Source organism: Pseudomonas sp. ok266 (genome assembly GCF_900110195.1).
Taxonomy (GTDB): Bacteria; Pseudomonadota; Gammaproteobacteria; order Pseudomonadales; family Pseudomonadaceae; genus Aquipseudomonas; species Aquipseudomonas neuropathica.
Map to the genome: position 1 here is coordinate 34,361 of NZ_FOCU01000016.1, position 26,245 is coordinate 60,605.

A 26,245-nucleotide genomic window follows, 5' to 3' on the forward strand; every position below is an offset into this window, starting at 1 on the left:
AACACTGTGCGGGACCTAGGGGCGATCCAGGGATGAAGAGAAGTCAGAAGTTGTTCGGCGCCAGCCTGCTGGCGCTGGCGATCAGCGGATGTGCAGTGACCAGTGAACCGATTGAGCGCAGCGTCAGTGAACAGCGTGCCAAAAGCGATCTGCAAGGCATGTACAAGGATCAGGAACCGCTGCGCGGTCCGTTGACCTTGCACCAAGCCATGGCCCGCGCCGTGAAGTACAACCTCGAAGGCCGCTTGAAGATCATGGAGGAAGCGCTGGCCAAGCGGCAGCTCGACCTCGCCAGTTTCGACATGCTGCCGCGCATGGCGCTGGACGCCGGCTACGTCGGGCGCAACAACGTCAACGCCTCCAGCAGCCAGAGCGTACGCACCGGCACCCAGTCTCTGGAACCGTCGACCTCGCAGGATCGTGACCGCGAAGTCGCCGACCTGACCATGGTCTGGAACGTCCTCGACTTCGGCGTCAGCTACATCAGCGCCAAGCAGCAGGGCGATCAGCGCCTGATCGTCCAGGAACGGCGCCGCAAGGTGATCAACACCATCGTTCAGGACGTGCGCTCGGCCTATTGGCGGGCGATGGCCGCTGAACGTCTGCTCAAGCAGATCGACAGCCTGATGGCACGAGTGCAGACCGCCCGCGACAACAGTCAGACCCTGAGCGATCAACGCATTGGTGATCCGGTGCAGTCGCTCGGTTACCAGCGCTCGCTGATCGAAGCGACCCGGCAACTGGAAGAACAACGCCGCGCCTTGTCGCTGGCGAAAACCGAACTGGCGACGCTGATCAACTTGCCGCTGGGCACCCCTTTAACTTTGGCCACCGATGACGGTTATCAGATTCCCGAACTCAAGGTCGATCTGGCCAAACTCGAACAGGAAGCCCTGACTAGCCGCCCGGAACTGCGCGAGCAGGATTACCAGACGCGCATCAGCGCCGCTGAAACCCGCAAGGCTATGCTGCGCTTGCTGCCGGGCCTGGAGTTTTCTGCTGGCGGGCATTACGACAGCAACTCCTTCCTTGTCGAGCAGGGCTGGGCCGACTATGGCGTGAAAGTCACCTGGAACCTGTTCAACGTGATCTCCGCTCCGGCGGCGATCAACGTCGCCAAGGCCGGCGAAGAAGTGGCCACTGCGCGGCGACAAGCAATGTCGATAGCGGTGCTCGCGCAACTGTATGTGGCGAATGCCAACTATCAAGAAGCCTTGCGCCAGTTCAAGACCAACCAACAGTTGTCGGACATCGACGGGCAAATCGTTGGCCAGTTACGCAACCGTCATCAGGCTGCCGGGATTGGTGAGCTGGAGTTGATTCAGGGCGAGTTGAACAACCTGCAAGCCGACTTGCGCCGTGATTTGTCGTACGCCGATCTGCGCAATGCCTACGGCCAGATCTTCGCCAGTGCCGGCCTCGATCCGCTGCCGGATCAGGTGCAGTCCACCGAAGTGCAGTCGATCGCCACCGCGCTGGCCAACCGCGAGTCGGCGTGGGCGTCGGGGGATATCTCGGTGCCGGTGGTGGCGCATGCCCCAGCGCAGTGATGTGCTGGCGCCCGTTGCCAGCGTCAGCCGCACGCAACGCGAGGTTCGTAATGGGCATCGCGGTGCAGCGATTCTGTTGACCGGTTTGCCGGCGGCGGGCAAGTCGACACTTGCCCAGGCGCTGCACGCCGAGTTGTTCGGGCGAGGTTTGCAAAGCGTGGTACTGGATGGCGACGGTTTGCGCATCGGGCTCAATCGGGATCTGCGATTCACCGACGCTGATCGCCAGGAAAATATTCGTCGCGCCAGCGAGCTCGCCGCGTTGCTGGTGGAAAACGGGCAAATCGTGATTTTGGCGATGATTGCGCCACTGGCCGAACTGCGTGAGGTGTTTGCGCAACGCTTGGGGGACGACTATCGCGAAGTCTGGTGCAGCGCTTCGCTGGCGGTGTGCGAGCAGCGTGATCCGAAAGGGCATTACGCCCGTGCGCGACGCGGTGACCTCGCTGGATTTACCGGAGTGTCGGCACCGTATGAGCCGCCAACGCAGGCGTCGCTGGTGCTCGACACCGGTGCGCAAACGGTCGAAGCCTGCCTTGATCGATTGCTGACCTGGCTCGGCGAGTGCGCGGTGTTGCCCAGGACATGAGCCGGCCGGCGTTCTCGCGTTTGCCGGTGACGGTGGATTTGCCGCTGTTGCTGCAAGCGCTGGCGGCGATTGCCGACGACGCCTGGCGCAGTCACTTCAACACCGAGTATTTCTCGGGTGACTGGAGTGGCGTCGCGCTGATTTCGGCAGCCGATGCGTTGACCGAACTGTCGCCCGGTCGCGGTGAGCCGTTGCTACGCGAACCGTGGTTGCGTGATGAGCGCTGGCGCCACGGCTTGCGCAATCTGTCGCTGAATATCGTCAGCGCTCGACTGCTGCGCCTGGGCCCTGGCGCGCGCATTCACGAACATCGCGATTACGATCTGAATGGCCCGGACGCCGATCGCCGTTTGCACATTCCGTTGCTCAGTCCGCCCAATGTCGACTTCTGGCTCGACGGCCAACGCGTGCCGATGGCTGCTGGGGAATGCTGGTTTCTCGATCTCGCCCGTCCGCACCGAGTGGATAACCGCGATACCTCTGCGCGTATTCATCTGGTCATCGATTGCAAACCCGATGCCTGGCTCGAACAGATGATCGTCGAAGGTTTGCCCGACACACCAGCGCCGGGTTTGGCCGATACCGACTTGCAGCGCTTTCAGCGGCTGGTGGCTGAAGATGTTTCGCTGTCTCTGGCCTTGCGTACGCTGCATGACCCTGAGGTGTTTATCGCCCGAACGCTGGAACTCGCGACGGAACGCGGCTTGGTATTTTCTCGCGAAGAACTGCGTACCGCGATGCGCAATGGTCGGCGGCAATGGAACGAACAATGGAGCTGTTGAGTTTCGACGGTTGGTTGCCGATTCGTGTCTGGCCGGTTGACGGGCAGTGGCAGGTGGATTGGTGCTGGTTCGGCGACACGGCGCTGCATCAGCCGTTCTTTCGCGATGCGGTCGAGGATGCATTACGGCTGCCGTTCAATCAGGCGTTTCGGCGCCAGACGTCTTTGGCAGCGCTGAGTGAATGGCAAACGCAGAGCCCTGGGCTTGCACCGAGTGCATTTGTGCTGCACGCCTCGCGTTGCGGTTCGACGCTGATCAGCCAGATGCTCGCCCGCCTCGACGATCACATCGTCGTGTCCGAGCCACCGCCGCTGGACGCCTTGTTACGCAGTGATTTACCCGCCGGCGAGCGCCGGGCCGCCATCGTCGGGTTGCTCTCGGCCTATGGTCAGCGCCGACGCGGTGTGGAGCAGCGCCTGGTGATCAAACTCGACGCTTGGAACATCGGTGAATGGCCGCTGCTGCAGGACTGTTTCGCAGATACGCCGTGGCTGTTTCTCTATCGCGATCCTTTGGAAATTGCCGTTTCTCATCTGCGCCGGCCGGGGATGCACATGGTGCCGGGGATGCTCGGTGATTGCGTATTGGAGGATGGTTTGCCGTTTGAAGGACGTGAAGATTTTATCGCGCGGCGTTTGGGGCGCTTGCTTGAAGCCGGGTGGCTGCATTGCCGTGATTCCGGCGGTTTGGCGGTGAATTACAGTGAGTTGCCTGATGCGATGGCAGGGCGTTTGGCGCGGTTCTTTCGATTGAATGATGTGCAGCGTCAGCAGGTGTTTGCCGCTGCCGCGCAGCATGCGAAACAGCCTTCGCAAGTGTTTGTTGCCGATGGTGAAGACAAGCGCCGCGAGGCTTCGGCGCTGTTGCAGGAACGTGTGCGCACTTTTGCGCTAGCACCATTTGAAGCCCTGGAAGAATTGCGCGGCATTCAAAAGATCGCAGCCTTCGGCGGCTCCTGCATTGAAATGTGATCCCCTGTAGATGCCGCAGGCTGCGATCTTTTGCTCTTCAGGACTTGCCGGACAAATCCGCCATGCCCTTGAGCAATTCGATCGGCAACGGAAAGACAATCGTCGAACTCTTGTCTCCGGCAATCGAACTCAAGGTCTGCATATAGCGCAACTGCATCGCCCCGGGCTGGCGTCCGAGCATTTCCGCCGCTTGCATGAGTTTTTCCGAGGCCTGCAATTCGCCTTCGGCGTGAATCACTTTCGCGCGCCGCTCGCGTTCGGCTTCTGCCTGTTTGGCGATGGCGCGGACCATCGATTCGTTGAGATCGACATGCTTGATCTCGACGTTGGCGACCTTGATCCCCCAGGCATCGGTCTGCGCATCGAGCACCTGCTGAATGTCGATGTTCAACTGCTCGCGCTCGGCCAGCAGCTCATCCAGTTCATGCTTGCCAAGCACCGCGCGCAGGGTGGTTTGCGCCAGTTGGCTGGTGGCAGAAAGATAATCCTCAACCTGAATAATCGCCTTCTGCGGATCGAGCACGCGGAAATACAGCACGGCGTTGACCTTGACCGAGACGTTGTCGCGGGTGATCACGTCCTGCGGCGGCACGTCGAGGACGACCGTGCGCAGGTCGACCCTGACCATTTGCTGGACCACCGGGATCAGCAGGATCAAACCGGGGCCTTTGACCTGCCAAAAACGGCCGAGCTGAAACACCACGCCGCGTTCGTATTCGCGCAGGATGCGAAACGTCGAGCCGGCCAGGGCAATGACCAGTAACAGCAGCGCAACAAAACCGATTTGCAGACCCATGATCACTCTCCGAGCGGTGCCGCGTCAGTCGCGGCCACTTGCAGCAACAATCCCTTGCGCGCCACCACGCGCACCGGTTGCCCGGTGTGCAGCGGTGTGGCACTGAGCACTTGCCAGCGTTCACCTTGCAGTTGCACCCAGCCGTTACGGGCATCGCCCGGTTGCACCGTGGTGATCGCGGTCACACTGCCAAGCAGGCCGGCGTCGCCACTGACGGCATGGCGCGGGCGGGTTTTCAGGGCGCGAATCAGCAGCGCGAGCAACAGCAGCGTGCTGATCAGACCGAGGCCGATCATCATCGGCGCCGGCAGTTCGGCGTTGCTGAGGATCAGCGCGCCGATGACGAACATGATGATCCCGCCCAGCCCGATCACTCCGTAATTGGGCAGCGCCGCTTCGGCGATCAGAAAGACGATGCCCAAGGCAATCAACCACAAACCGGCCGGACTCATGGCCGGTAACGGGCTGTCGGCAGCCAGGGCTGATCCGCTGATCAGCAGGAGCAAGGCAAACGCACAACATCGGCTGTTCACGTGACCCTCCGCGAGCGTCATGTCTGGTTTTTACAGTCTAGTTGAGGGTTGTCCTGTATGAATTTTGATCAATGTGCAGACATGTCCGGTGAGCGGATTTCCCTGCGCCAGACACCCGCCGAACTAGACTCAAAGACACGGCAATCACCGTTCAGCGCAACACCGAGGTGCATCATGCGTATGGCAAGAAAGGTGCAGAGCAGCCTGAACCGGGCGCACTGCGAATACGACATCGTCGCCCATCGACACTCGTCCAGCAGCCTGGAAACCGCACGGGTCGCCGGGGTACCCGCCGAGCGCGTGGCCAAATCGATCATTCTCGACGACCACCACGGGCATTACCTGATGGCCGTATTGCCGGCCAGTCGTCACCTGGACCTGAGCAAGGTACGCACCAGCGGCGAATGGCAACTGACCCGCGAAAGCAATCTGGCGCATATTTTCGACGACTGCGAACGCGGGGCAGTGCCGCCGCTGGGTGACTCCTATGGCCTGGACATGGTCATCGACCCGTTGCTGACGCGGCAGAAGGATATTTATCTGGAGGCGGGCAACCACAACTACCTGCTGCACATGAGCATGCCCGAATTTCTGAAAATGGTGCCGCATGCCGAGGTGCGGGAGTTGAGTGATTAGGATTTATGGCGCCGGCACTTACGCCTTCGCGAGCAGGCTCGCTCTCACAGGTTGATCGCATTCCCCTGTGGGAGCGAGCCTGCTCGCGAATAATCTTCCAAACACCCCATTCATCAAGGAATTGCTCAATGGAAAGCCCAACGCACAGCTTGCCATCCCTGTTCAAACAACTCGGCCTTCCCGACGATCCGATCAACATCGACAAATTCATCGCCACCCATTCCCCGCTCGAACCTGAGCTGCATTTGGCTGATGCGTTTTTCTGGACGAAGAGCCAAGCGGAGTTTTTACGGGACGAGATTCTGGATGACGCCGACTGGGCGGAGGTGGTGGATCAGTTGGATGTGTTGTTGAGAAAGGGCAGAAGTGTGTAAAAAAAATTGTAGGAAAAGGCTGAAATGTAAAAAAAACATGCGCGATGTAAAAAAAACTGGGCTTTAATCGTCGCAGTGAATTTTTATGTGGACGATGACGATGCCAACTGTTGGATATGCCCACCTGCGTGATGCGCTGAAGCTTAATGCATTTGCCCCCAAGCGCATTGCGATGATCAAACCGGTTACCCGGATTACCTTGATCGGTGAGTGTCTAGCGGTTCCAAACGGCGTCGCGCCGGCACAGGGTTCGACACTTGAGCACATCTTGTTTGCTCTGAAGCATGAGGGAATAAACCTGTGCATTCTTGCTCAGGCGCTTGAAACCGTTGAAGCGGACGAGTTGCTAGGTGAGTTGAGCCGATCACCTAACGGGGTATTTATCCGCAAGGCCTGTTTTCTTTGGGAAAGTTTCACGGGCAAACAGCTGGAATATTCCGTACCGGTTCGGGGCAACGTTGTCGCTTTGTTTGATCCCAAGCGTTATGTCACCGGGCCTGCAATTCGAAATAGTCGTTGGCGGGTAGATTTTAACGGGTTGGGGTCAATGCGTTACTGCGCCACAGTCGAGCGTACGACGGAGCTGCAGGCGCTGCTTGATCTGGACATCCTTGGTCGAGCCCAGGCTTTTATGGCGACGTTGCCGCCGGAAATGATGGATCGGGCAATCAATTGGGCCTATCTGCATGAGACCCGCGATTCTTTCGCCATTGAGAAAGAAGAGCCCAACGAAGAAAAGTCGCGCCGTTTTGTTCGGCTTCTGCGCCAAGCCCATGAGCGAACAGAGTTGAGCGAAGACTATTTGGTCGAGTTGCAGAACAGTACGGTTTCCAATCCTTTCGATAAAGCTGTGCTTTTCCGTCATGAACAGAACCATTTACACAACGGCTTGAGAGGCGCAGCTGGCGTCAGCTATGTCCCGCCTCCGCCGCAATTGTGCAGGGAGTTGATGGACGAGTTGATGAGTTTTGCCAATCACTCAGCCAAGCAGGTTGATCCGTTGATAGCTGCAGCGGTTGTGGCTTTCGGGTTTGTCTTTCTTCACCCGTTCATGGATGGCAATGGTCGACTTTCACGTTTCCTGATTCACCAGACGCTTTGCCACTCTGACGCTCTAAAAAATGGTTTGTTGTTACCGGTTTCCGTAGCGATGAAACACGAAGAGTCTGGCTATCTCGAAGCGTTAAAGGAGTTCTCGAAACCAGCAAGAGAGTTCTGGAATGTCACTTGGCTGGACGCTGATCAGATGGCTTTCGATTTTATTGGGCACGACTCAATCTATCGATTCTGGGACGGGACTCAATGTGCAGAATTTACCTTGCAGATGGCCTTGCGAGCATTGGAAGTGGAGCTGCGCGAGGAGACCGAGTTTCTTGAAAAATACGACTACGTCATCAAAGAGGTGAATGGGCGTTTTGACGTACGGGGGAGCGACCTCTCGAAACTGGTAATGATGTGTCTGGATAACGGTAACAAAGTATCAAAGCATCGACGTAAGCAGTTCCAGTTCAGCGTGCCGGAGGAGGTTTTCGATTTCATTGAGCAGATAGCGGGTGATTTCGATTCGGTAGGCTAACCCTGAACAGGCAATTTGTTTCAAAACTTGACTGAAATTCCCCTCCAATGCGATATTGATAGTTAGCAAACTAACAGTGTGCATTTCCTCGTGCCGAACGAACTCGACGCTCTCCAGATGAACATCAGCAGTGCCATGGTGGTGGCCGCCAGGCATTGGCGGAAGATCTGCCAGACCACGCTGGTCAACTACGGAATCTCCGAAGCCTGCGCCGTGCCGCTGTTGATGATCGGCCGCTTGGGCGAGGGCGTGCGCCAGGTGCGGGTGGCGCAGGCCGCCGGGATGGAGAGTCCGTCGCTGGTGCGTCTGCTCGATCAGTTGTGCCATTCCGGCTACGTCTGCCGCACCGAAGATGCCCAGGATCGCCGGGCCAAATGCCTGAGCCTGACCGACACCGGTCGTGAACTGGTGCAAGCGGTGGAGATCGAACTGGTGCGCTTGCGTCACGAGGTGCTCGAAGGCATCGAGCAAAGCGATCTGGAAGCTACGCTTCGGGTACTCAGAGCTTTTGAGGCGGCCAGTCCGCCTTTGGTGGTCAATTCTTGAACGGTTTTTTCTCCGGCATTCCGCCGGCCCGTGACTGGTTCTACGGGGTCCGTACGTTTGCAGCGTCGATGATCGCGCTGTACATCGCCTTGCTCATGCAAATGCCGCGTCCGTATTGGGCGATGGCCACGGTGTATATCGTCTCCAGCCCGTTTCTCGGGCCGACCAGTTCCAAGGCCTTGTACCGTGCCATCGGGACTTTTCTCGGTGCCGCGGCGGCGGTTTTTTTCGTGCCGATGTTCGTGCAGAGTCCGTTTGTGCTGGTGGTGGTCATCGCGCTGTGGACGGGTATTTTGCTGTTCCTGTCCCTGCAACTGCGCACGGCCAACAATTATGCATTGATGCTCGCCGGTTACACCCTGCCGCTGATTGCCTTGCCGGTGGTGGATAACCCGCTGGCGGTGTGGGACGTAGCAGAGGCGCGCACCGAAGAGATTTTCCTCGGCATCGCCGTTGCCGCCGTGGTCGGCGCGATGTTCTGGCCGCGTCGTCTGGCGCCGGTGTTCAACGATGCCGTGAGCAAGTGGTTCGCCGACGCAACGACCTACAGCCTGAAATTCCTCAGCCGCGACGTGCAGCCCGAAGAAGTCACTGCGCTGCGCATGGCCATGGTTGCCAACTTCAACAGCCTCGAATTAATGATTGGCCAGTTGCCTCACGAAGGTGCGCGACCGCAAACCGTGCGCAACACCAAAGAATTGCGCGGGCGGATGATTCATCTATTACCGGTGATTGATGCGCTGGAAGATTCGCTCTACGCCCTCGAACGGCGCACGCCGGAACTGGTGGAAAAATTCGCACCGCTGCTTACCGCGACCCGTGAATGGCTCGGTCACCCGGACGCCGATCTCGACCGTTGGCAAACGCTGAAAGATCAGCTCGAAGCCCTGCAGCCGAGCGTCGAGGCGCTTGAGGATCGTAGGCAATTGCTGTTCTCAAATTCGATTTATCGTCTCGGCGAATTCATCGATCTGTGGCAAGACTGCCGCAGTCTGCAGGACGCGATTCTTTGCGAACGCCAGGACAGCTGGCGCGCGGTGTATCGCCACTGGCGACTGGGTCGACTGACACCGTTTATTGATCGTGGACTGATGCTCTACTCGGTGGCCTCGACCGTTCTGGCGATCATCACCGCCTCGGTGCTGTGGATTCTGCTCGGCTGGCCGGACGGCGGCAGCGCGGTGATTCTCGCCGCGGTGGCCTGTAGCTTTTTCGCCTCGATGGACGACCCGGCACCGCAGATTTACCGGTTCTTTTTCTGGACCGGGATGTCGGTGCTGTTCGCCAGCCTTTATCTGTTTCTGATTCTGCCCAACCTGCATGACTTCCCGATGCTGGTGCTGGCGTTTTCCATCCCGTTCATCTGCGTCGGCACGTTGACGGTACAGCCGCGGTTCTTCCTCGGCATGCTGCTGACGCTGGTTAACACCTCGTCGTTCATCAGCATTCAGGGCGCTTACGATGCGGATTTTTTCGCCTTCGTGAACTCCAACCTCGCTGGACCGATCGGCCTGCTTTTCGCTTTCATCTGGACGCTGGTCGCACGCCCATTCGGCGCCGAACTGGCAGCCAAACGCCTGACCCGTTTCAGCTGGAAAGACATCGTCCACATGACCGAGCCGGCCAACCTTGCCGAACATCGCAAATTGGGCGTGCAGTTGCTCGATCGACTGATGCAGCACCTGCCGCGTCTGGCCCTCACCGGCCAAGACACCGGCATCGCCATGCGCGAAGTCCGCGTCGGCCTGAACCTGCTCGATTTACTCGCCTATACCCCACGGGTGACGGGCGCGCCGAACGCGCTGTTGCAGCAAGTGGTCAGTGAAGTCGGCGAGTATTTCCGCGCTTGTCTCAAGGCTGGCGAACGCTTGCCGGCGCCAGCGCCGTTATTGATGACCCTCGATCGCACTCGTCGCGCACTCAATGGCCAGGGCGACGATGAAACCCGTCTGAACCTGTTGCATGCCTTGAGCGGTTTGCGTCTGGCGTTGTTGCCCGGCGTCGAATTCGTCGCCAGTGCCGACTCCGAAGAACCGCTGCCCGATGGAGCGCCCCTATGATCGGTGATCTGGACATCAGCGGCATTTTCCTGCCGACCCTGCTGGTGTTGATGGGCATTACTTATGTGCTGTTTTTGTTGGTGCATGGCGTACTTCAGCGCGTGCACTTTTACCGTCTGGTCTGGCACCGGGCATTGTTCAACGTGGCTCTCTACGCGGTACTGCTGTACGGCGTGGACTCACTCAGTCGATACCTGATGACATGAAAAAACCGTTTTTGACCATCGGTCGCGTGGTACTGACCCTGCTGATCGTGACTTTTGCCGTTGTCCTCGTCTGGCGCATGGTGATGTATTACATGTTCGCGCCGTGGACCCGTGACGGCCACATTCGCGCCGACATCATCCAGATCGCCCCGGACGTTTCCGGGTTGATCCAGCAGGTTGAAGTGAAAGACAACCAGTTGATCAAGCGTGGCCAGGTGCTGTTCAGCATCGACCAGGATCGCTTCAAACTGGCCCTGCGTCAGGCCAAGGCGGCCGTCGCTGATCGCGAAGAAACCCTCGCTCAAGCCCAGCGCGAGGCCAAGCGTAACCGTGGCCTCGGTAACCTGGTGCCGGCCGAGCAACTGGAAGAAAGCCAGTCGAAGGTCGCCCGCGCGCAATCGGCACTGGCCGAAGCCATGGTCACCGTGGACAGCGCTCAGCTCAACCTCGACCGCTCAGTGATCCGCAGCCCGGTGGACGGCTACGTCAACGACCGTGCGCCGCGTCCGCAGGAATTCGTTACCGCCGGGCGTCCGGTGTTGTCGGTGGTCGACAGCAATTCGTTTCACATCGACGGCTATTTCGAAGAGACCAAACTCGACGGCATTCATGTTGGCCAGTCGGTGGATATTCGTGTGATCGGCGACCGCGCCAAACTGCGCGGGCATGTTGAAAGCATCGTCGCCGGTATCGAAGACCGCGACCGTACCAGCGGCAGCAATCTGTTGCCGAACGTCAACCCGGCGTTCAGCTGGGTGCGGCTGGCGCAGCGGATTCCGGTGCGGATTGCCTTTGATGACGTGCCGGCAGATTTCCGCATGATCGCCGGGCGCACTGCCACCGTTTCGATCATCGAAGACTCAAAGGTCGACGATAAAACGCAGGAGCCCGCGCAATGAGCAGGGCGCTGATGATCGCCGGGTTGGGCGTGATGCTCTCGGCCTGTCAGATGGTCGGGCCGGACTATCAGGTGCCTGAGGATGCAGCGGTGCAGCGCAAGGATTTTCAGGGCGAACTGGCGGTGGCCGGCAAACCGGTAGTCTCGGCGCCGGTGCCGGCGGATTGGTGGCGTCTTTATAAGGATGCGCGGCTGGATCAACTGGTGCAGCAGGCCATGGCCTCCAACACCGACCTGCGCGTTGCTGCTGCCAACTTGCAGCGGGCTCGCGCTCAGGTCGATGAGGCCGAAGCAGCGGGCGGCTGGAGCGCAGGTGTGAAGATGGGTGCGCAGCGTTTGCAAGAGTCTGGTCAGGCATTCTTGCTGCCGGAAAAAGTCCCGGTCGATAACGTCGGCGACATCGGCATCAGCGCTTCTTATCAGTTCGATCTGTGGGGCACTTTGCAACGCGGCATCGAAGGCGCAAAGGCCAATGCCGACGCGACCCAGGCAGCGGCAGACACGGCACGGATCACCTTGGTGGCAGACGTCGTGCGTGCTTACACCCAAGTCTGCGCGGCCAACGAAGAGCGGGAAATTGCCCAGCACTCCCTTGACCTGCAATCGCAAGGCACCACGCTGATTCAACGTCTGCGCGATGCCGGCCGTGGCGACGAAACTCAGGTGACTCGCTCGCAAACCCAATTCAAATCCTTGCGCGCCGACATGCCGCGTTATGAAGCCGCGCGTCAGGCCGGGTTGTACCGTCTGTCGATGCTGCTGGCAAAACCGGTCGATCAATTGCCGGCCGGTACCGCCACCTGCGCAGAACTGCCGAAAATCGCCCAACTGGTGCCGGTCGGCGATGGCGCTGCGCTGCTCAAACGTCGCCCAGACATACGTCAGGCCGAACGTCGTCTGGCCGCTTCGACCGCCGGCATCGGCGTCGCCACTGGCGAGTTGTATCCGGACATCAGTATCGGCGCGACCATCGGCACTGTTGGTCTCATCGATGACTTGGGTGATCCGTCGACCAACCGCTGGGGTTTCGGCCCATCGCTGAGCTGGAAAGTGCCGACCAACGGCGCTCGTGCGCGAATCCGCGAGGCAGAAGCGGCGACCCAAGGCGCACTGGCGCACTTCGACGGCGTGGTGCTCAATGCCATTCGCGAAACCCAGACCGGTCTGGCTCAGTACAGCGCCTTGCTGCAACGCCGCGATGCGCTGGCCGATGCCGAGCAGTCAGCGAAACTGGCCGCCGACCAGACCCACCGCTTCTTCCAGGCCGGCCGCGAGTCGTTCCTCGCCGACCTGCAAGCAACGCGCACCTACACCGATGTCACCGCGCAACTGGCCGCCGCCAACACCCAGGTTGCGATGAGCCAGATCGATTTGTTCCTCGCCTTGGGCGGCGGTTGGGAAAGCGGACGAACGCACGCTGCAAGCCCCAGCAAACCCTGAGGCCGTTGCTATGCTTTGAAGTGTTGGAAGGGTGCCCCGAGCAAGGCGCCCTTTCAGCGCACATTGCTAGCGCTGGTCTAGGGGAAACCAATAATGAAAAACCCTTACGCTCTCGGCTTCTGGTGCGCCCTCGCAGCGCTGGTGCTGCTCTCGGCGACCTATTTCTACGGCATCATGCTGGCCCATCAGATCGACAAGGCCATGGTTTTCCTCGACAGCGCCGTCGCGCTGATTGCGGTCATGGCCATCGTCGTGGTCGCCTGGGCGTCGGTTCAGGTGCAGCGCGTGAAGAAGCGGCAGCTTGAACAGGGCAAGACCCTGGTGCTGATCTGGGACACCAAAGTCGCCCTGCGCCGGGTCGAAACCGTGTTCGACCGGTATTTCTGGGGCAGTTACTGGCAGCCGGGGCGCACCTTCGCCGAAGTCATGGGCGAACTCACCGGCACGCCGCTGGAAAAAAGTCTCGAAGCGCTGAAAAAGCAGTGCCTGGAACTCGACAAGCAGATCGATGATGAGGGCTGGCATTGGTTGAACAACGCCCGCGAATTGTCCGATGTCGCCACGGCCATGGCCCGCGAGCGCTATCAGTTGGATTTCTGCGACCCGCGCGCCGAGGGGCCGGGCGGGGCGGTGATCGATCGGGACTTTGAAGTGCTGGTGTACACCTGGACCGCGCGGCTGAAAAGCTTTGATCATCAACTGGATGAGATTGAGGTTCAGTATTCCTGATTCTCTGCTGAATCATCTGGCCCCTTCGCGAGCAAGCTCGCTCCCACAGTGGATTTGCGTTGAGCACAGATCCATTGTGGGAGCGAGCTTGCTCGCGAAGGCGGACTGAAAAACAGCGAAACTCTCACTGCCCGCCCACTGTCCACTCTCCCCAAAGACACTCTTTAACCTTTAAACATTGGGCCGTCTTGCGCGCCCGGTGCTAATCTCCACCGCTGAATTCAGCGCAGTCGAGCCGCGACCCGGTCACGGGTTCAGGGAAGACGACCACACTCACAGCCACGGAAATCGATCAGGTCATTCATGAATAAATCAGCAGGCGTGCTTCTCGGAATTGTTGTTGCCATCGGCGCGATCAGCGCGGGCGGGGCCTGGTACACCGGGACCAAGATCGAAGGCGTGTTGAACAACGCCGTCAGCAATGCCAACCAAGAGCTGCAAACCGCCATGGCCGGCTCCAACGGCACCGCGTCGCTGGAACTGGTGTCGCTGGAACGCCACACTTTCACCAGTACCGCGCACTATCGCCTCAAGGGTGAAGGCGAGATGTTTGGCGACAAGCCGGTCGAACTGTTGTTTGTCGACCACATCGAACACGGTCCGCTGCCGTTCTCGCGTCTGGTTTCGCTGAAATGGCTGCCGGTCATGGCCACCAGCAACTACGAACTGGAAAAGAATCCGGCCACCGAGAAATGGTTCGCCGCCACCAAGGGCGCCGCGCCGCTCAAAGGCGTAACCAGCATCGGCTACGACGAGTCCACCACCAGCACCCTCGACCTGCTGCCGTTCGAAACTGCGCTGGATGAGCAATCGAGTCTGAAATTTTCCGGCCTGACCATGAACATCTCCGCTAACGCCAAAGCGCAGAAGGTCAAGGCAGACGGCTACATGGATAACCTGAAACTGGTTACTGTGGCTGAAGACCAGGCGCCGGTGCAGGTCGAGCTCAACGGTCTGACCCTGGCCAGCAACCTCGCCAAGAGCAGCTACGGCTACTACACCGGGGAAAACACCCTGGAGCTGACCAACAGCAAAACCACCTTCGGCACCAAGCAATCGGTGCTCGGTGTGAAGAACTTCGAAATGAAGAACCTCACCGAAGAAAACGGCAGCAATGCCTCGGGTCGTGCTGATTACAAAATTGGCGAAGTCAGCATCAACGACAAGAAAGTCGGTTCGGCGAACATGGCCATGAGCCTGAAAAACCTCGACATCCCGTCGACCCTGTCGCTGATGCAGATCTACCAGACCAAATTGCAGCCGTATGAAAAAGCCGCGGCCGAGGCTGCAGCCCAGGGCTTGCCAGCGCCGGAGCTGAACCTCACCGAAGCTGAAAACGCCCAGGTCAAAGCCGACCTGCAGAAATTGCTGGCCGCCGGCCCACAGATTGCGCTGGAAAACCTCTCGTTCAACACCGCCAACGGCGAGAGCAAGGCCAATCTGGTGATCGACCTGACCAAGCCGCAATCGATGGATTTGCCGCCGGATCAACTGGGCAAACAACTGATTGCGTTGCTTGATCTGAATATCCAGGTGTCCAAGCCGATGCTGGTCGATCTGCTTAGCGTACAGGCGCAACTGGATGGTCAGACCGATGCCAAAGCCATCGTCGATCAGTCCAAGGAAGCGGCTGACATGTTCGCCGGCATGGCGGTCGGTTCGCAGTTGGCCGTCGTCGACGGCACCAACGTCGTGACCAAGCTGCACTACGCCGCCAATCAGGTCGAATTCAACGGCCAGAAGATGACCGTTGAGCAGTTCGTCGGCTTCCTGATGAGCAAGTTCGCAGGCGTCACGCAAGTGCAGTAATTCTGCGTTCTTAATAGCAGCGCCCGGCCTCTGTATCGCACGGACGCCGGGCGTTTTGCTGTCTGGCGTTCGGGTTTTCGGCTGAACCGCCAGCACGATTCTGAACAATTATTGTGTTCTGGATGTTGCTCTACGCTTGCGTGCAAAACTGCCTGACTAAGCTTGGCCGTTGCATGTGCATTGGCGGCCACCGTTACGAATGGGCAAGGAGGGCATTGCGACCCGGCTGGCCATGTAAGGATGCTGACGAATGCCGCGTATTGATGTTCCTGTATTACATCGTGGTTTACGCCCTTTGTTCCGAGTCGCGCTGTGCAGCCAGTTGCTCTGGCCGGCGCTGGCGTTTGCCGACACACCCTACGATCAGATGGTGCGCGACGCTCGCGCCGGGCAGTACACGCCGGCGCTGACGGTTTTGCGTCAGGTGCCACCCGGTCAGTCGACGACCGGGCAGATCAGCGATCACCTGCAAATCGCCAGTTGGGCCGGCCTCGATGCCGAAGTGGTGCAGGTTTATGAAACCCAGGGCCGCGACCGCGTCCTGCCGGTTCAGGCGCTGACCGCCACCGCCCGTGCCTATCGCAACCTCAAGCGCTGGGACCAGGCGACTCAGGTCTACAACAAGGCCCTGGCGCTGGAGCCGGATAACGCCGATCTGCAACTGGGCCTGGCCCTGACCCAGGCTGACGCCGGTAAACCCGACGAAGCGGTGACCCGCGCCAAAGCGCTGGTGGCGGCCAAGCCCGATGATCCGTCGCGCCGTCTCGCCTTGGGCTATGCCCTGACCCGTGACAACAAACCTTACGATGCCCTGTTCGAATACGATCAGGCCTTCAAGCGCGCCGGCAGCAAGCCGGAAGTCGCTCGCGAATACGTGGTTGCTCTGCAAAAGGCGCGTTTGCCGGAACCGGCGCTGCGTCTGGCCAATCAGCGTCCGGGGTTGATCGATCCGGTCACGTTGCGTCGCCTCGAAGGTGATCTGGCCGCCGAGCGCGTGCGTCTCGCCGAACTCGCCACCCGCAGCGAAAAAGAACGCTACGTCATCGCCGACCGTGCGCTGGCCGATTACGACAAACTGCTCGCCACTTGGACGCCCGACGCCACAGCTCACGACGACGTCATTCGCTGGCGCATCGACCGCATGGGCGCACTCAAGGCCAGGGTACGCACGGCCGAGGTCATCACTGAGTACCAGAAGCTGCAAGCCGAAGGCGTGAAGATTCCGACTTACGCCCTGCGCTGGGTAGCGGCGTCGTATCTGGATCAACGTGAACCGGAAATCGCCGCGGACTTGTATCGCCAGGTGCTGTCGGCGCCGGACGCTGATGTCGGTGATCGCCTCGAAGACACCACCGCGCTGTATTACGCATTGCTGGAAAGCGACCGTGCCGATGAAGCGCGCAAAGTCGCCGAGGACGCTGCCAAGTCCCAGCGTCCGCGTGTCGAACTCAAAGGTTTGCCCATCGGCAATCCCAACCATGAATGGATGGACGCCCAGCAGTTGGCCGCGCAGGCCGGGACCTATGGTTCCGACTTGCCCCACAGCGAAGAACGCTTGCAGACGCTGGTCGATCAGGCCCCCGGCAATGTCGGCCTGCGTCTGGCCCAGGCTGACCTGTATCTGGCGCGGCAATGGCCGCGCCGTGCGGAAATCCAGCTTAAGGAAACCGAGAGCATGGTGCCGCGCGGCATGGGCCTGGAAGTCGCGCAGGCGCGCACGGCGATGACGCTGCAGGAATGGCGGCAGATGGATGCGCTGACCGATGACGTGGTCGCGCGTTTCCCTGATAACCGTCAGGTCCAGCGTGCAGCGCGCGAGCGCGAAGTGCATGACATGTCCGAACTGCGCGTTGAAGCCTACGGCGGCAAGGCCAATGGCGGCGGCAGTGGCGATGCCGGAGCCGTCAGCGGCAGCCGCGATTTTGGTATCCAGACCACCCTGTACAGCCCGCCCATTGATGAAGACTGGCGCGTGTTCGCCGGGGCCGGGTATGCCACCGGCGACTTCGCCGAAGGCACCGGGCACCACCGCTTTCAGCGTGTCGGCCTGGAGCGCCGCACTCGTGACATGACCCTTGAAGCCGAGGTGTCCAATCACGATTACGGTTTCGGCGACAAACAGGGCGCACGGCTGGCGATTGCCCGCGACATCAATGACCACTGGCAGTACGGCGGCAGCCTCGAATACCTGTCGGCCGAGACGCCATTGCGCGCGCTCAACAGTGACATCAAGGCCAATGGCGGCAGCGGTTTCATTCGCTGGCGTGCCAACGAAAGCCGCGAGTGGCGCCTGTCGGTAAGCCCGTCGCACTTCAGCGACGGCAACAACCGCGTTGAAGCCTTGCTCACTGGCCGCGAGGGCGTCTACAGCGCGCCGAACGTGCAGGTCGACGCCGGTCTGGAAGTCGGTACCAGCCACAACTCCAAGTCCGATGACGTGCCGTACTTCAACCCCAAATCCGACTTCAGCGTGATGCCGCTGGTCAACGTCAATCACGTGCTCTACCACCGCTACGAAACCTCCTGGAGCCAACAATTCCAGGCCGGTGCAGGCACGTACAGCCAGCGTGAGCACGGCACCGGCGGCATGGCCCTGCTCGGTTACGGCCAGCGTTATGCCTGGAACGACGTGTTCGAGGTGGGCGGTTTGTTCAGTGTGATCAACCGGCCTTACGACGGTGATCGGGAGACCGATCTGCGTCTGCTCGTCGACCTCACTTTCCGCTTCTAGAAGAGTTTGAAGATGCCTTTGATTTCGCGTTTCATCCTTCTGCTGGGAGCGCTGCTGGTCAGCGCCTGCGCCCAGCAAGCTCCGGCCTTTGCGCCGCCGTCCGAGCGTCCGCTGGCGGCCAGCGAAAAACCGTGGCCGAAAAATCACGTGCTCGGCATCGCCTATCACGATGTTGAAGACCGCGATCCCGATCAGGCCGTGGTGGCGGTGCGCACCGAGCGCATGATCGAGCAGCTCGCGTGGCTGCGCGAGAACGGCTACAAACCGGTGACGGTCGACCAGATCATGGCCGCGCGCAAGGGCGGCCCGGAGCTGCCTGCGAAAGCGATCCTGCTCAGTTTCGACGACGGTTATGCGAGTTTCTACACCCGCGTGCTGCCGGTGCTGCGTGCCTACAACTGGCACGCCTTGCTGGCCCCGGTCGGCGTCTGGATCGACACGCCGCTCAATCAACCGGTGGATTTTGCCGGTGCGCCGCGTGCGCGTTCCGACTTCCTGACCTGGGAACAGGTGCGCGAAATCTCGCAATCCGGCCTGGTGGAAATTGCCGCGCACACCGACGCCAACCACAAAGGGATCCTGGCCAACCCGCAGGGCAACCTGCAGCCTGCTGCTGCGACCCGGCGCTATGACCCGGTGACCAAACGTTATGAGTCCGAGGCCGATTTCCAGGCACGGATTCGCATCGACGTGAACAACATCTCGGAAAAAATCCGCAAGGTCACCGGCAAGAAACCACGCGTCTGGGTCTGGCCGTATGGTGCGGCGGATGGCACATCGCTGACCGTGGTCGGCGAGGAGGGCTACGAAATGGCCCTGACGCTGGACGACGGTCTCGACGCCCTCGACAACCTGATGAGCAGCCCGCGCTTCCTGGTTTCCTCCGATCCCGACGGCGAGGTTTTCTCCAATAGCATCGTCGACGTGCAGTCGGATTTCGTCATGCGTGTGGTGCACGTTGATCTGGACAACGTCTACGACCCGGATCCGGCACAACAGGACATCAACCTCGGAAAACTGGTGCAGCGCATGGCCGACATGGGCGCCAACACGGTGTTCCTGCAAGCCTTTGCCGATCCGCAGGGCGATGGTCTGGTGCACTCGCTGTACTTTCCCAACCGTCACTTGCCGGTACGTGCGGATATTTTCGACCGCGTGGCCTGGCAACTGCGTACTCGCGCCAATGTGAAGGTGTTTGCGTGGATGCCGGTGCTGAGTTTCGGCCTTGATGCGAAGCTGCCGCGTGTCACGCGCTGGGATCCGAAAACCGGCACCACCGCAATCGATCCGGATCAGTACCAACGCCTGTCACCGTTCGATCCGGAGGTGCGGCGGATCATCGGCGAAATCTACGAGGACGTGGCGCGGCTGACCTCGGTCGACGGCATCCTCTATCACGACGATGCGATTCTGTCGGACTTCGAGGACGCCGGCCCCGAAGCGTTGAAAGCCTACGTCGCCCACGGTTTGCCAGGTTCAATTGCCGCCCTGCGCGATGATCCGGCGGCCCTGCAGCGATGGACGCGGTTCAAGAGCCGCTACCTGATCGACTTCACCAACGAGCTGACCGCTAAAGTCCGCGCCATTCGGGGCCCGCAGGTGCTGACCGCACGCAATATTTTCGCCGAGCCGATGCTCAATCCCGGCAGCGAAGCCTGGTACGCACAGAACCTCGACGATTTCCTGCAGACCTATGACTGGACCGCGCCGATGGCCATGCCGCTCATGGAAAAACAGACCCAGGCCGAGTCCGGCCCGTGGCTGGAAACCCTGGTGCAAACCGTCAGCAAGCGCCCCGGAGCCCTGAACCGCACGGTGTTCGAATTGCAGGCCCGCGACTGGACGAAAAAGGATCAGGCCGACATCGACGGCGCACATCTGGCGGACTGGATGGGCCGTCTCAAGCGTCAGGGCGCGACCAGTTTCGGTTACTACCCGGACAACTTCCTCGACAACCTGCCGGACCTGAAAACCGTAAGGCCTGCACTCTCCAACAAATGGAATCCATAACATGCTGGATAGACTGTTAGCCCTGCTTGTTCTGGCGCTCGTCCTCGGCGTGCCGCTGGGGCTGATCTTCCTGGTCACCGGGCAGTTCCTGATGGACTTCGTGTTCTTCTACCCGCTGTTCATGTCCGGGTTGTGGATTGCCGGCGGCCTGTACTTCTGGCTGCACTGGGAACGCCACTGGCCGTGGCAGGACGACACACTGCCACCGCCACTGGAAGGCGAGCCGCTGATCTCGATCCTGATCCCTTGCTACAACGAAGGCGACAATGCCGCCGATACGATCCACGCGGCGCTGGCCCAGCATTATCCGAACATCGAAGTTATCGCGATCAACGACGGCTCGAAGGACAACACCGCGCAAGTGCTGGATGCGCTGGCCAAGGAAGATCCGCGCCTGCGCGTGCTGCACCTGGCGGAAAACCAGGGCAAAGCCGTCGCCTTGCGCATGGGCGCTATCGCAGCGCGCAGTGAGTATCTGGTATGCATCGACGGTGATGCGCTGTTGGCGCCGAACACCGCAGCCTATCTGGTCGCACCGATGCTGGATAACGCACGCCTTGGCGCGGTGACCGGTAACCCGCGGATCCGAACGCGCTCGACGCTGGTCGGGCGGGTGCAGGTCGGTGAGTTCTCCTCGATCATCGGCCTGATCAAGCGCACGCAACGGGTATTCGGGCGGATTTTTACCGTCTCCGGTGTAATCGTCGCGTTCCGCCGTACGGCGTTGAACCGCGTCGGTTACTGGAGCCCGGACATGATTACCGAAGACATCGACATCAGCTGGAAGCTGCAACTCGACCACTGGAGCATCTTCTACGAGCCGCGCGCGCTGTGCTGGATCCTCATGCCGGAAACCCTCGGTGGTTTGTGGAAGCAGCGGTTGCGCTGGGCACAGGGCGGCGCCGAAGTGCTGTTCAAGAACATCCGTGGCATCTGGCAGTACCGTCACCGTTACCTGTGGCCGCTGCTGTTCGAATACTGCCTGTCGACCGGTTGGGCGTTCACCTTCTTGTTGTCGGTAATCTTCTGGGGCGTCGGCAAGTTTGTGGTCATGCCCGAGGCGATCGCAGTGGATCACCTGATGCCACCGGCATTTACCGGTTTGTTGCTGGCGTTCGTCTGTCTGGTGCAGTTCGCGGTAAGCATCGTCATCGATCGGCGCTATGAGCCGGGATTGGGCCGCACGATGTTCTGGGTGGTCTGGTATCCGTTGGTGTTCTGGCTTATCAGCCTGCTGACCACGTTGGTCAGCTTCCCCAAAGTGCTGTTCGGTCAACATCAGAAACGTGCGCGTTGGGTCAGTCCTGATCGGGGCATCAAACCGATCGGCGACGACGAAGAGGAGGTCATCAAATGAAAATCATCCGGACCCGCCAGCGGCCCTTTCTGGTCGTGATCGACGTGATCCTTACGGTCATTGCCTGGGTTGGCCTGCTGTTTCTGCTGATCCGTGGCTTGTGGCCGCTTATTGAAACTCACGCGGGCGGGCCGCTGCTCGATAAGTCGGCGTTCGACGCGCTGGGCACCTTGCAGATTTATCTGTGGATTGCCTTGGTCAACGCGGTGATTCTGATTTCCTGGGCGCGCTATCAGCAGCGCAAAAGCCGCAGCTTCGCCCAGCGCCGCTTGCCATCGCCGGTGATTGACGATGAAGGGCTGAGCAAGAGTTTCAAACTCTGCGATGACCGCTTTCAGAAACTGCGCACGCCTGGGGTGATGACCATTCATAACGATCAGGAGGGTGACATCAGCCATGTGGTGACACATTTCTGGCCGGTTCATCCGCAGGAATTGCCACCGCCGCTGGCACCACTGGAGCATCCGCGGGTGATCTTTCTGCATGCTGAAGATGACGATAATCGCGAACCCCTTCCCCGTTAATTAATCGTTCCCACGCTCCGCGTGGAAATGCCTCTAGGGACGCTCTGCGTCCAGTGACGCGGAGCGTCACGGGCTGCATTCCCACGCAGAGCGTGGGAACGATCAAGCGTAATCGCGGATCAATGTCCAGGCCTCTTCCATTGCCAGCGGTTGCTTCATCCGTTCGGCCAACAGCGCCATTGCACGTTCTTTTTCGCAGGCGACTGCAGCGACCAGCACACCGTTTCTGCCGAACAGACCGATAAAGGGCGGATTTTCGGGTTCGCCGAGAAACTCCACTTCATCCCAGTGTTCGGCGTGGCCGAGGTAGTCGTAATTCTTGCCGAAGTGCCAGGTCCAGAAAAACGGCACATCGAGATAATGTTCTTCGCCACCGAGCATATTGGCCGCGGCGATGCGTGCGTGTTGCTGGGCCAGGCGCCAGTGTTCGATACGCTGCAACTGGCCGTTCAGCGGGAAGGTGGCGATGTCGCCGATCGCCCACAGGCCGTCCGTAACGCGCATGCCGTCATCGACGCGCAGTGACTGATCTTTTTCCCTCGGCAGTGACGCAAAGGCTTCGGTAGCCGGGTGCACGCCGACACCGGCCAGCACCAGATCTGCCGAAAGACGCAGACCATTGTCCAGCAATACGGCCTCGACTTTGCCTTCGCCGATGATCTCGGTGGCTGCGTGTTCGGTGATGAACTTCACCCCGTTCTGTTCGTGCAGCGCGCGAATCGCTTTGCCCACGGCTTCACCGAATTGCGCAGCGAAGGGAATCGCGTGGCGAGCCAGCACCGTGACATCGAGACCATACTGGCGCAGGGCCGACGCGCATTCGAGGGCGATGAAGCTGTCGCCGATGATCACCGCACGTTGCTCCTCTCTGGCAGCGTTCATGATCCGTTCTGCCTGAGCTTTTGAGCGCAGCACGAATACCTGCGGAAGATCTGCGCCGGGTAAATCCAGCGAATTGGGCTCGCCGCCAGTGGCGAGCACCGCCGCGTCATAACTCAGCGTCTGGCCGTCGATAAGGTGCAGGGTTTTGTTCGGAGCGTCGATTGCGCTGATTTCGCCTTGTTGGCGTTCAATGCGCTGGTCTTTATAGAAATCATCCTCACGCAGCGGCGGTATTTCTTGCGGGGGCATCTCCCCGGCAAGGACAAATTTGCTCAGCACCGTACGGTCGTAACCCGCCCCCGGCTCGTGATCGATCATCACGATCCGGCCACCGAAACCCTTTTCCCGCAACGCCGCCGCGCACGCTGTACCTGCCGCGCCGGCACCGACAATCACGAAAGTGCGCGAATCGTCCGCCGGCGGCGTATGCGGGTCGGGCAACGGCTGATCATCGACCCAAACCTCGTCGCCACGCAGCTCCAGCGGATAGCGCTTGAGGCTGTCGAGCGCCGGGGGCTCGCACAACGCACCATCCTCGGCGCGAAACGCAGCCTTGTGCCAAGGGCAAATCAGCCGTCCGTGACACAACGCACCGTCAGCCAGCGGTGCGCCGGCATGTGGGCATTCGCCCTGATAGGCACGTAATTGCCCACCGGCGCGCAGCAGCACGATCTTGCACGCGCCGATTTCAACTTGCAGGCCACGGTCTTCTGGGACATCGGCGATACGGGCGACACGGTGCACTGGCATGATCGGCTTCCTCACGGGCATTTCTCTTGTGAGTTTGCGCGGTAGTGCGAGGTTCAGCCATTTGCTACTGCCACGGCGCGAACGGTACAGCTATAGTTTGCAAGCCGACGACGGCCCAACTGCACAAGGTGCTCCCGGAATGACCCGATTGACCTCTCTCAACCCATGGCTGGCGGCTCTCGCCGTCACCCTTTGCGTGCAGTTTCCGGCGCAGGCCCAGGAGCGTTTCACCCTGAACATCCCGGGTGTTTCCGATAACCGCCTGTTCACCTCGGCAGCGGCCAGCGATGCACCCGGCTGCGGCGGCAAGAACCAGTCGCCAGCGCTGAGCTGGAACGCTGGACCTGTCGGCACCCAGAGCTACGCGATCGTCATGCACGACCCGGATGGCCAGAAAGGCCTGGGCGTCGATCACTGGATTCATTACGGCATCAAAGCCACCACGCACCAGATTGCAGCGGGCGTCGGTGCCAAATCCGCGCTCGAAGGTCTCGGCGGCACCAACAGCAAGGGCAACACCCATTACATGGGGCCGTGCCCGCCAGTGGGCGACAGTGCGCACCACTACATCATCCAGATCTACGCGCTGGATCTGGCCCCGGACGCCTTGCCCGCCGGTCTGACCCGCGCCGAGCTGATGGAAAAAATCAAAGGCCATGTGCTGCGCAACAGCAGTGCGGTGCGGCGTTATCACCGCTGAAAATATTTTTAGCGGCGTTTAACCCGAACTGAAAGGGCTGCCCGTCTCAGGAGATGAATGATCAAATTCATCCCGAGGTCAGCCCCCATGTCTCATTCTCTTTTGCGTCCTGTTGCGGTTGGTGTGCTGCTGGCGCTCGCCGGTTGCGGTGCTTCGTCCACACCCGATTCCGCTGCTGTGCCAGCGCCGGCGCAGCCTGAGGTGCTGGTTCAACAGGAAGCCGTGATGGCTGACAGCTCAATGGCCAAACGCGCGCTGTACAGGATGCCCAATGCGGGCAGCGCGCCGATGCCGTTGAGTGAAAGTTATCCACAGAGCTATCGCGACGAGCAGCGCGAGCAGTATCAGACGTTGGCCGATAACCCGATCCACAGCGTCGCCGAGACACCGGTTTCGACTTTCAGCGCCGACGTCGATACGGGCGCTTATGCCAACGTCCGGCGCTTGCTCAATCAAGGTCGACTGCCACCGGAAGGTGCGGTGAGGCTGGAGGAACTGGTCAATTACTTCCCCTACGACTACGCGCTGCCCAGTGATGGCTCGCCCTTCGGCGTGACCACCGAGCTGGCCGCTTCACCGTGGAACCCGCACACGCGCTTGCTGCGTATCGGCATCAAGGCCTCCGACCGCGCCGTGGCGGAACTGGCCCCGGCCAATCTGGTATTTCTGGTCGACGTGTCCGGCTCGATGGATCGCCGCGAAGGCCTGCCGATGGTCAAAAGCACGCTGAAATTACTGGTCGATCAGTTGCGTGATGAGGATCGCGTTTCGTTGGTGGTGTATGCCGGCGAATCGAGAGTGGTACTGGAGCCGACTTCTGGACGTGAAAAAGCGAAAATTCGTACAGCCATTGAGCAATTGACTGCAGGCGGTTCGACCGCCGGCGCTTCAGGCATCGAATTGGCCTACCAAATGGCACAGCAAGCCTTCATCCCCAAAGGCATCAACCGCATCCTCCTGGCCACTGATGGTGACTTCAATGTCGGCGTCAGCGACTTCGACAGCCTCAAGCAAATGGCTGTGGATAAACGCAAAAGCGGGATTTCGCTGACGACCCTGGGTTTCGGTGTGGATAACTACAATGAACACTTGATGGAACAACTGGCCGACGCTGGCGATGGTAACTACGCCTATATCGACAACCTGCGCGAGGCACGCAAAGTATTAGTGGATCAGTTGAGCTCGACCCTCGCCGTGGTGGCGCAAAACGTCAAACTGCAGGTGGAATTCAACCCGGCGCAGGTCAGCGAATATCGCCTGCTCGGCTACGAGAACCGTGCGTTGACGCGTGAGGATTTCAGCAATGACAAAGTCGATGCCGGCGAAATCGGCGCAGGACACACGGTGACCGCGCTGTACGAAATTGTTCCGGCGGGCGAGCAGGGCTGGCTGGAGCCGCTGCGTTACGGCAAATCCGACGCTGTTGTTTCGGCAAAGAGCGGAGAATTAGCGATGCTGCGTGTGCGTTATCAGCGTGCCGAAGGTGGGAAAAGTCTGCTGATCGAGCGGCCCATCGCCAATCAGGTTGTAACTGCCAGCGAAGACCTGCGCTTTGCCGCTGCCGTCGCCGCGTTTTCCCAACAACTCAAGGACGCTCGCTATACCGGCGACTTCAGCCTGAAAGACACCGAAGCACTGGCTCGCGGCGCTCGTGGCGATGATCGCTTTGGTCTGCGCAATGAGTTTGTGCAACTGGTCGAATTGGCGCAGAGCTTGCGCAGTTCAACCGCATCGAACGCGTTGGCCACTGAACAACGGATCGAATAAGTGAGTCGTCTGAAAGGCTTCATCAGTCA

23 protein-coding genes are annotated in these 26,245 nt (G+C 60.1%); 20 read left to right on the plus strand and 3 right to left on the minus strand.

Annotated elements, in window-relative coordinates; translation table 11 throughout:
- The first annotated feature begins 32 nt into the window (after positions 1-32).
- The 4 genes from BMY54_RS26265 to BMY54_RS26280 are packed head-to-tail and all read left to right on the plus strand — an operon-like array spanning position 33 to position 3,892.
- Positions 33-1,550 carry a TolC family protein gene (locus BMY54_RS26265; RefSeq protein ID WP_093440267.1) on the plus strand — a complete coding sequence of 506 codons (1,518 nt, stop codon included), beginning with the start codon at positions 33-35 and terminating at the stop codon, positions 1,548-1,550.
- Positions 1,534-2,139, plus strand: a complete 606-nt coding sequence (gene cysC, locus BMY54_RS26270; protein ID WP_093440273.1) for an adenylyl-sulfate kinase — start codon at positions 1,534-1,536, stop codon at positions 2,137-2,139. Before BMY54_RS26265 ends, cysC begins: the two co-directional genes overlap by 17 nt.
- Positions 2,136-2,921, plus strand: coding sequence for an aspartyl/asparaginyl beta-hydroxylase domain-containing protein (locus tag BMY54_RS26275; protein WP_093440282.1), 786 nt, complete (start codon positions 2,136-2,138; stop codon positions 2,919-2,921). Before cysC ends, BMY54_RS26275 begins: the two co-directional genes overlap by 4 nt.
- A complete protein-coding gene (locus BMY54_RS26280; RefSeq protein ID WP_093440287.1) occupies positions 2,909-3,892 on the plus strand; it encodes a sulfotransferase family protein in 984 nt (327 codons plus the stop codon). The genes BMY54_RS26275 and BMY54_RS26280 overlap by 13 nt, the downstream gene beginning before the upstream one ends.
- Positions 3,893-3,929: 37 nt before the next feature.
- Here BMY54_RS26280 and BMY54_RS26285 read toward each other — a convergent pair whose 3' ends face one another.
- Together BMY54_RS26285 and BMY54_RS26290 are read right to left on the minus strand one after the other, a co-directional pair.
- Positions 3,930-4,688 (minus strand): slipin family protein, encoded by a 759-nt coding sequence (locus BMY54_RS26285; RefSeq protein WP_007917711.1) that lies wholly within the window; start codon positions 4,686-4,688, stop codon positions 3,930-3,932.
- Positions 4,689-4,690: 2 nt separating this feature from the next.
- Positions 4,691-5,242: an NfeD family protein gene (locus BMY54_RS26290; RefSeq protein ID WP_093440291.1), complete on the minus strand. Its 552-nt coding sequence runs from the start codon at positions 5,240-5,242 to the stop codon at positions 4,691-4,693.
- Between the two features lie 153 nt (positions 5,243-5,395).
- Here BMY54_RS26290 and BMY54_RS26295 point away from each other — a divergent pair, with 153 nt between their 5' ends.
- From BMY54_RS26295 to pgaD, 14 genes are all read left to right on the plus strand, one after another.
- A complete protein-coding gene (locus BMY54_RS26295) occupies positions 5,396-5,857 on the plus strand; it encodes an aminoacyl-tRNA deacylase (RefSeq protein ID WP_093440296.1) in 462 nt (153 codons plus the stop codon).
- Between the two features lie 128 nt (positions 5,858-5,985).
- A complete protein-coding gene (locus BMY54_RS26300) occupies positions 5,986-6,231 on the plus strand; it encodes a DUF2789 domain-containing protein (RefSeq protein WP_093440300.1) in 246 nt (81 codons plus the stop codon).
- 100 nt (positions 6,232-6,331) lie between these two features.
- Positions 6,332-7,807 carry a Fic family protein gene (locus tag BMY54_RS26305; protein ID WP_175559669.1) on the plus strand — a complete coding sequence of 492 codons (1,476 nt, stop codon included), beginning with the start codon at positions 6,332-6,334 and terminating at the stop codon, positions 7,805-7,807.
- A gap of 117 nt (positions 7,808-7,924) precedes the next feature.
- Positions 7,925-8,353, plus strand: coding sequence for a MarR family winged helix-turn-helix transcriptional regulator (locus tag BMY54_RS26310; RefSeq protein ID WP_093440308.1), 429 nt, complete (start codon positions 7,925-7,927; stop codon positions 8,351-8,353).
- A complete protein-coding gene (locus BMY54_RS26315; RefSeq protein ID WP_093440313.1) occupies positions 8,350-10,413 on the plus strand; it encodes an FUSC family protein in 2,064 nt (687 codons plus the stop codon). The genes BMY54_RS26310 and BMY54_RS26315 overlap by 4 nt, the downstream gene beginning before the upstream one ends.
- Positions 10,410-10,619 carry a DUF1656 domain-containing protein gene (locus tag BMY54_RS26320; protein ID WP_034151805.1) on the plus strand — a complete coding sequence of 70 codons (210 nt, stop codon included), beginning with the start codon at positions 10,410-10,412 and terminating at the stop codon, positions 10,617-10,619. Before BMY54_RS26315 ends, BMY54_RS26320 begins: the two co-directional genes overlap by 4 nt.
- Positions 10,616-11,518: an efflux RND transporter periplasmic adaptor subunit gene (locus BMY54_RS26325; protein ID WP_093440317.1), complete on the plus strand. Its 903-nt coding sequence runs from the start codon at positions 10,616-10,618 to the stop codon at positions 11,516-11,518. The genes BMY54_RS26320 and BMY54_RS26325 overlap by 4 nt, the downstream gene beginning before the upstream one ends.
- Positions 11,515-12,957 (plus strand): efflux transporter outer membrane subunit, encoded by a 1,443-nt coding sequence (locus tag BMY54_RS26330; protein WP_093440321.1) that lies wholly within the window; start codon positions 11,515-11,517, stop codon positions 12,955-12,957. Before BMY54_RS26325 ends, BMY54_RS26330 begins: the two co-directional genes overlap by 4 nt.
- Before the next feature lie 93 nt (positions 12,958-13,050).
- Positions 13,051-13,686, plus strand: coding sequence for an NADH:ubiquinone oxidoreductase subunit N (locus tag BMY54_RS26335; protein WP_093440326.1), 636 nt, complete (start codon positions 13,051-13,053; stop codon positions 13,684-13,686).
- Between the two features lie 303 nt (positions 13,687-13,989).
- Positions 13,990-15,495 carry a YdgA family protein gene (locus tag BMY54_RS26340; RefSeq protein WP_093440331.1) on the plus strand — a complete coding sequence of 502 codons (1,506 nt, stop codon included), beginning with the start codon at positions 13,990-13,992 and terminating at the stop codon, positions 15,493-15,495.
- Between the two features lie 250 nt (positions 15,496-15,745).
- The gene (gene pgaA / locus BMY54_RS26345) at positions 15,746-18,226 is read left to right on the plus strand and encodes a poly-beta-1,6 N-acetyl-D-glucosamine export porin PgaA (protein WP_093440336.1); all 2,481 of its coding nucleotides are present in this window, start codon (positions 15,746-15,748) and stop codon (positions 18,224-18,226) included.
- Between the two features lie 12 nt (positions 18,227-18,238).
- Positions 18,239-20,236: a poly-beta-1,6-N-acetyl-D-glucosamine N-deacetylase PgaB gene (gene pgaB, locus BMY54_RS26350; RefSeq protein WP_093440345.1), complete on the plus strand. Its 1,998-nt coding sequence runs from the start codon at positions 18,239-18,241 to the stop codon at positions 20,234-20,236.
- A 1-nt stretch (position 20,237) separates the two neighbouring features.
- The gene (gene pgaC, locus BMY54_RS26355) at positions 20,238-21,593 is read left to right on the plus strand and encodes a poly-beta-1,6-N-acetyl-D-glucosamine synthase (RefSeq protein ID WP_093440350.1); all 1,356 of its coding nucleotides are present in this window, start codon (positions 20,238-20,240) and stop codon (positions 21,591-21,593) included.
- Positions 21,590-22,117, plus strand: coding sequence for a poly-beta-1,6-N-acetyl-D-glucosamine biosynthesis protein PgaD (pgaD, locus tag BMY54_RS26360; protein ID WP_093440355.1), 528 nt, complete (start codon positions 21,590-21,592; stop codon positions 22,115-22,117). Before pgaC ends, pgaD begins: the two co-directional genes overlap by 4 nt.
- A 102-nt stretch (positions 22,118-22,219) precedes the next feature.
- Here pgaD and BMY54_RS26365 read toward each other — a convergent pair whose 3' ends face one another.
- Entirely contained in the window at positions 22,220-23,749 is a 1,530-nt protein-coding gene (locus BMY54_RS26365) for an FAD-dependent oxidoreductase (RefSeq protein WP_093440360.1), read from the minus strand.
- 139 nt (positions 23,750-23,888) lie between these two features.
- Between BMY54_RS26365 and BMY54_RS26370 the strand changes: the two genes are divergently transcribed.
- A complete protein-coding gene (locus tag BMY54_RS26370) occupies positions 23,889-24,449 on the plus strand; it encodes a YbhB/YbcL family Raf kinase inhibitor-like protein (RefSeq protein ID WP_093440364.1) in 561 nt (186 codons plus the stop codon).
- A gap of 87 nt (positions 24,450-24,536) precedes the next feature.
- Positions 24,537-26,216, plus strand: coding sequence for a vWA domain-containing protein (locus BMY54_RS26375; RefSeq protein WP_093440368.1), 1,680 nt, complete (start codon positions 24,537-24,539; stop codon positions 26,214-26,216).
- Positions 26,217-26,245 lie beyond the last annotated feature (29 nt).

Coding starts and splice junctions, on each gene's coding strand:
- BMY54_RS26340 (WP_093440331.1), top strand. CDS start 13,990: ATGAATAAATCAGCAGGCGTGCTTCTCGGAATTGTTGTTGCCATCGGC.
- BMY54_RS26290 (WP_093440291.1), bottom strand. CDS start 5,242: ATGACGCTCGCGGAGGGTCACGTGAACAGCCGATGTTGTGCGTTTGCC.
- BMY54_RS26335 (WP_093440326.1), top strand. CDS start 13,051: ATGAAAAACCCTTACGCTCTCGGCTTCTGGTGCGCCCTCGCAGCGCTG.
- BMY54_RS26295 (WP_093440296.1), top strand. CDS start 5,396: ATGCGTATGGCAAGAAAGGTGCAGAGCAGCCTGAACCGGGCGCACTGC.
- BMY54_RS26280 (WP_093440287.1), top strand. CDS start 2,909: ATGGAGCTGTTGAGTTTCGACGGTTGGTTGCCGATTCGTGTCTGGCCG.
- BMY54_RS26265 (WP_093440267.1), top strand. CDS start 33: ATGAAGAGAAGTCAGAAGTTGTTCGGCGCCAGCCTGCTGGCGCTGGCG.
- BMY54_RS26365 (WP_093440360.1), bottom strand. CDS start 23,749: ATGCCAGTGCACCGTGTCGCCCGTATCGCCGATGTCCCAGAAGACCGT.
- BMY54_RS26285 (WP_007917711.1), bottom strand. CDS start 4,688: ATGGGTCTGCAAATCGGTTTTGTTGCGCTGCTGTTACTGGTCATTGCC.
- BMY54_RS26325 (WP_093440317.1), top strand. CDS start 10,616: ATGAAAAAACCGTTTTTGACCATCGGTCGCGTGGTACTGACCCTGCTG.
- BMY54_RS26370 (WP_093440364.1), top strand. CDS start 23,889: ATGACCCGATTGACCTCTCTCAACCCATGGCTGGCGGCTCTCGCCGTC.
- pgaD (WP_093440355.1), top strand. CDS start 21,590: ATGAAAATCATCCGGACCCGCCAGCGGCCCTTTCTGGTCGTGATCGAC.
- BMY54_RS26275 (WP_093440282.1), top strand. CDS start 2,136: ATGAGCCGGCCGGCGTTCTCGCGTTTGCCGGTGACGGTGGATTTGCCG.
- BMY54_RS26310 (WP_093440308.1), top strand. CDS start 7,925: ATGAACATCAGCAGTGCCATGGTGGTGGCCGCCAGGCATTGGCGGAAG.
- pgaA (WP_093440336.1), top strand. CDS start 15,746: ATGCCGCGTATTGATGTTCCTGTATTACATCGTGGTTTACGCCCTTTG.
- BMY54_RS26375 (WP_093440368.1), top strand. CDS start 24,537: ATGTCTCATTCTCTTTTGCGTCCTGTTGCGGTTGGTGTGCTGCTGGCG.
- BMY54_RS26305 (WP_175559669.1), top strand. CDS start 6,332: ATGCCAACTGTTGGATATGCCCACCTGCGTGATGCGCTGAAGCTTAAT.
- BMY54_RS26300 (WP_093440300.1), top strand. CDS start 5,986: ATGGAAAGCCCAACGCACAGCTTGCCATCCCTGTTCAAACAACTCGGC.
- BMY54_RS26330 (WP_093440321.1), top strand. CDS start 11,515: ATGAGCAGGGCGCTGATGATCGCCGGGTTGGGCGTGATGCTCTCGGCC.
- BMY54_RS26320 (WP_034151805.1), top strand. CDS start 10,410: ATGATCGGTGATCTGGACATCAGCGGCATTTTCCTGCCGACCCTGCTG.
- pgaC (WP_093440350.1), top strand. CDS start 20,238: ATGCTGGATAGACTGTTAGCCCTGCTTGTTCTGGCGCTCGTCCTCGGC.
- pgaB (WP_093440345.1), top strand. CDS start 18,239: ATGCCTTTGATTTCGCGTTTCATCCTTCTGCTGGGAGCGCTGCTGGTC.
- cysC (WP_093440273.1), top strand. CDS start 1,534: ATGCCCCAGCGCAGTGATGTGCTGGCGCCCGTTGCCAGCGTCAGCCGC.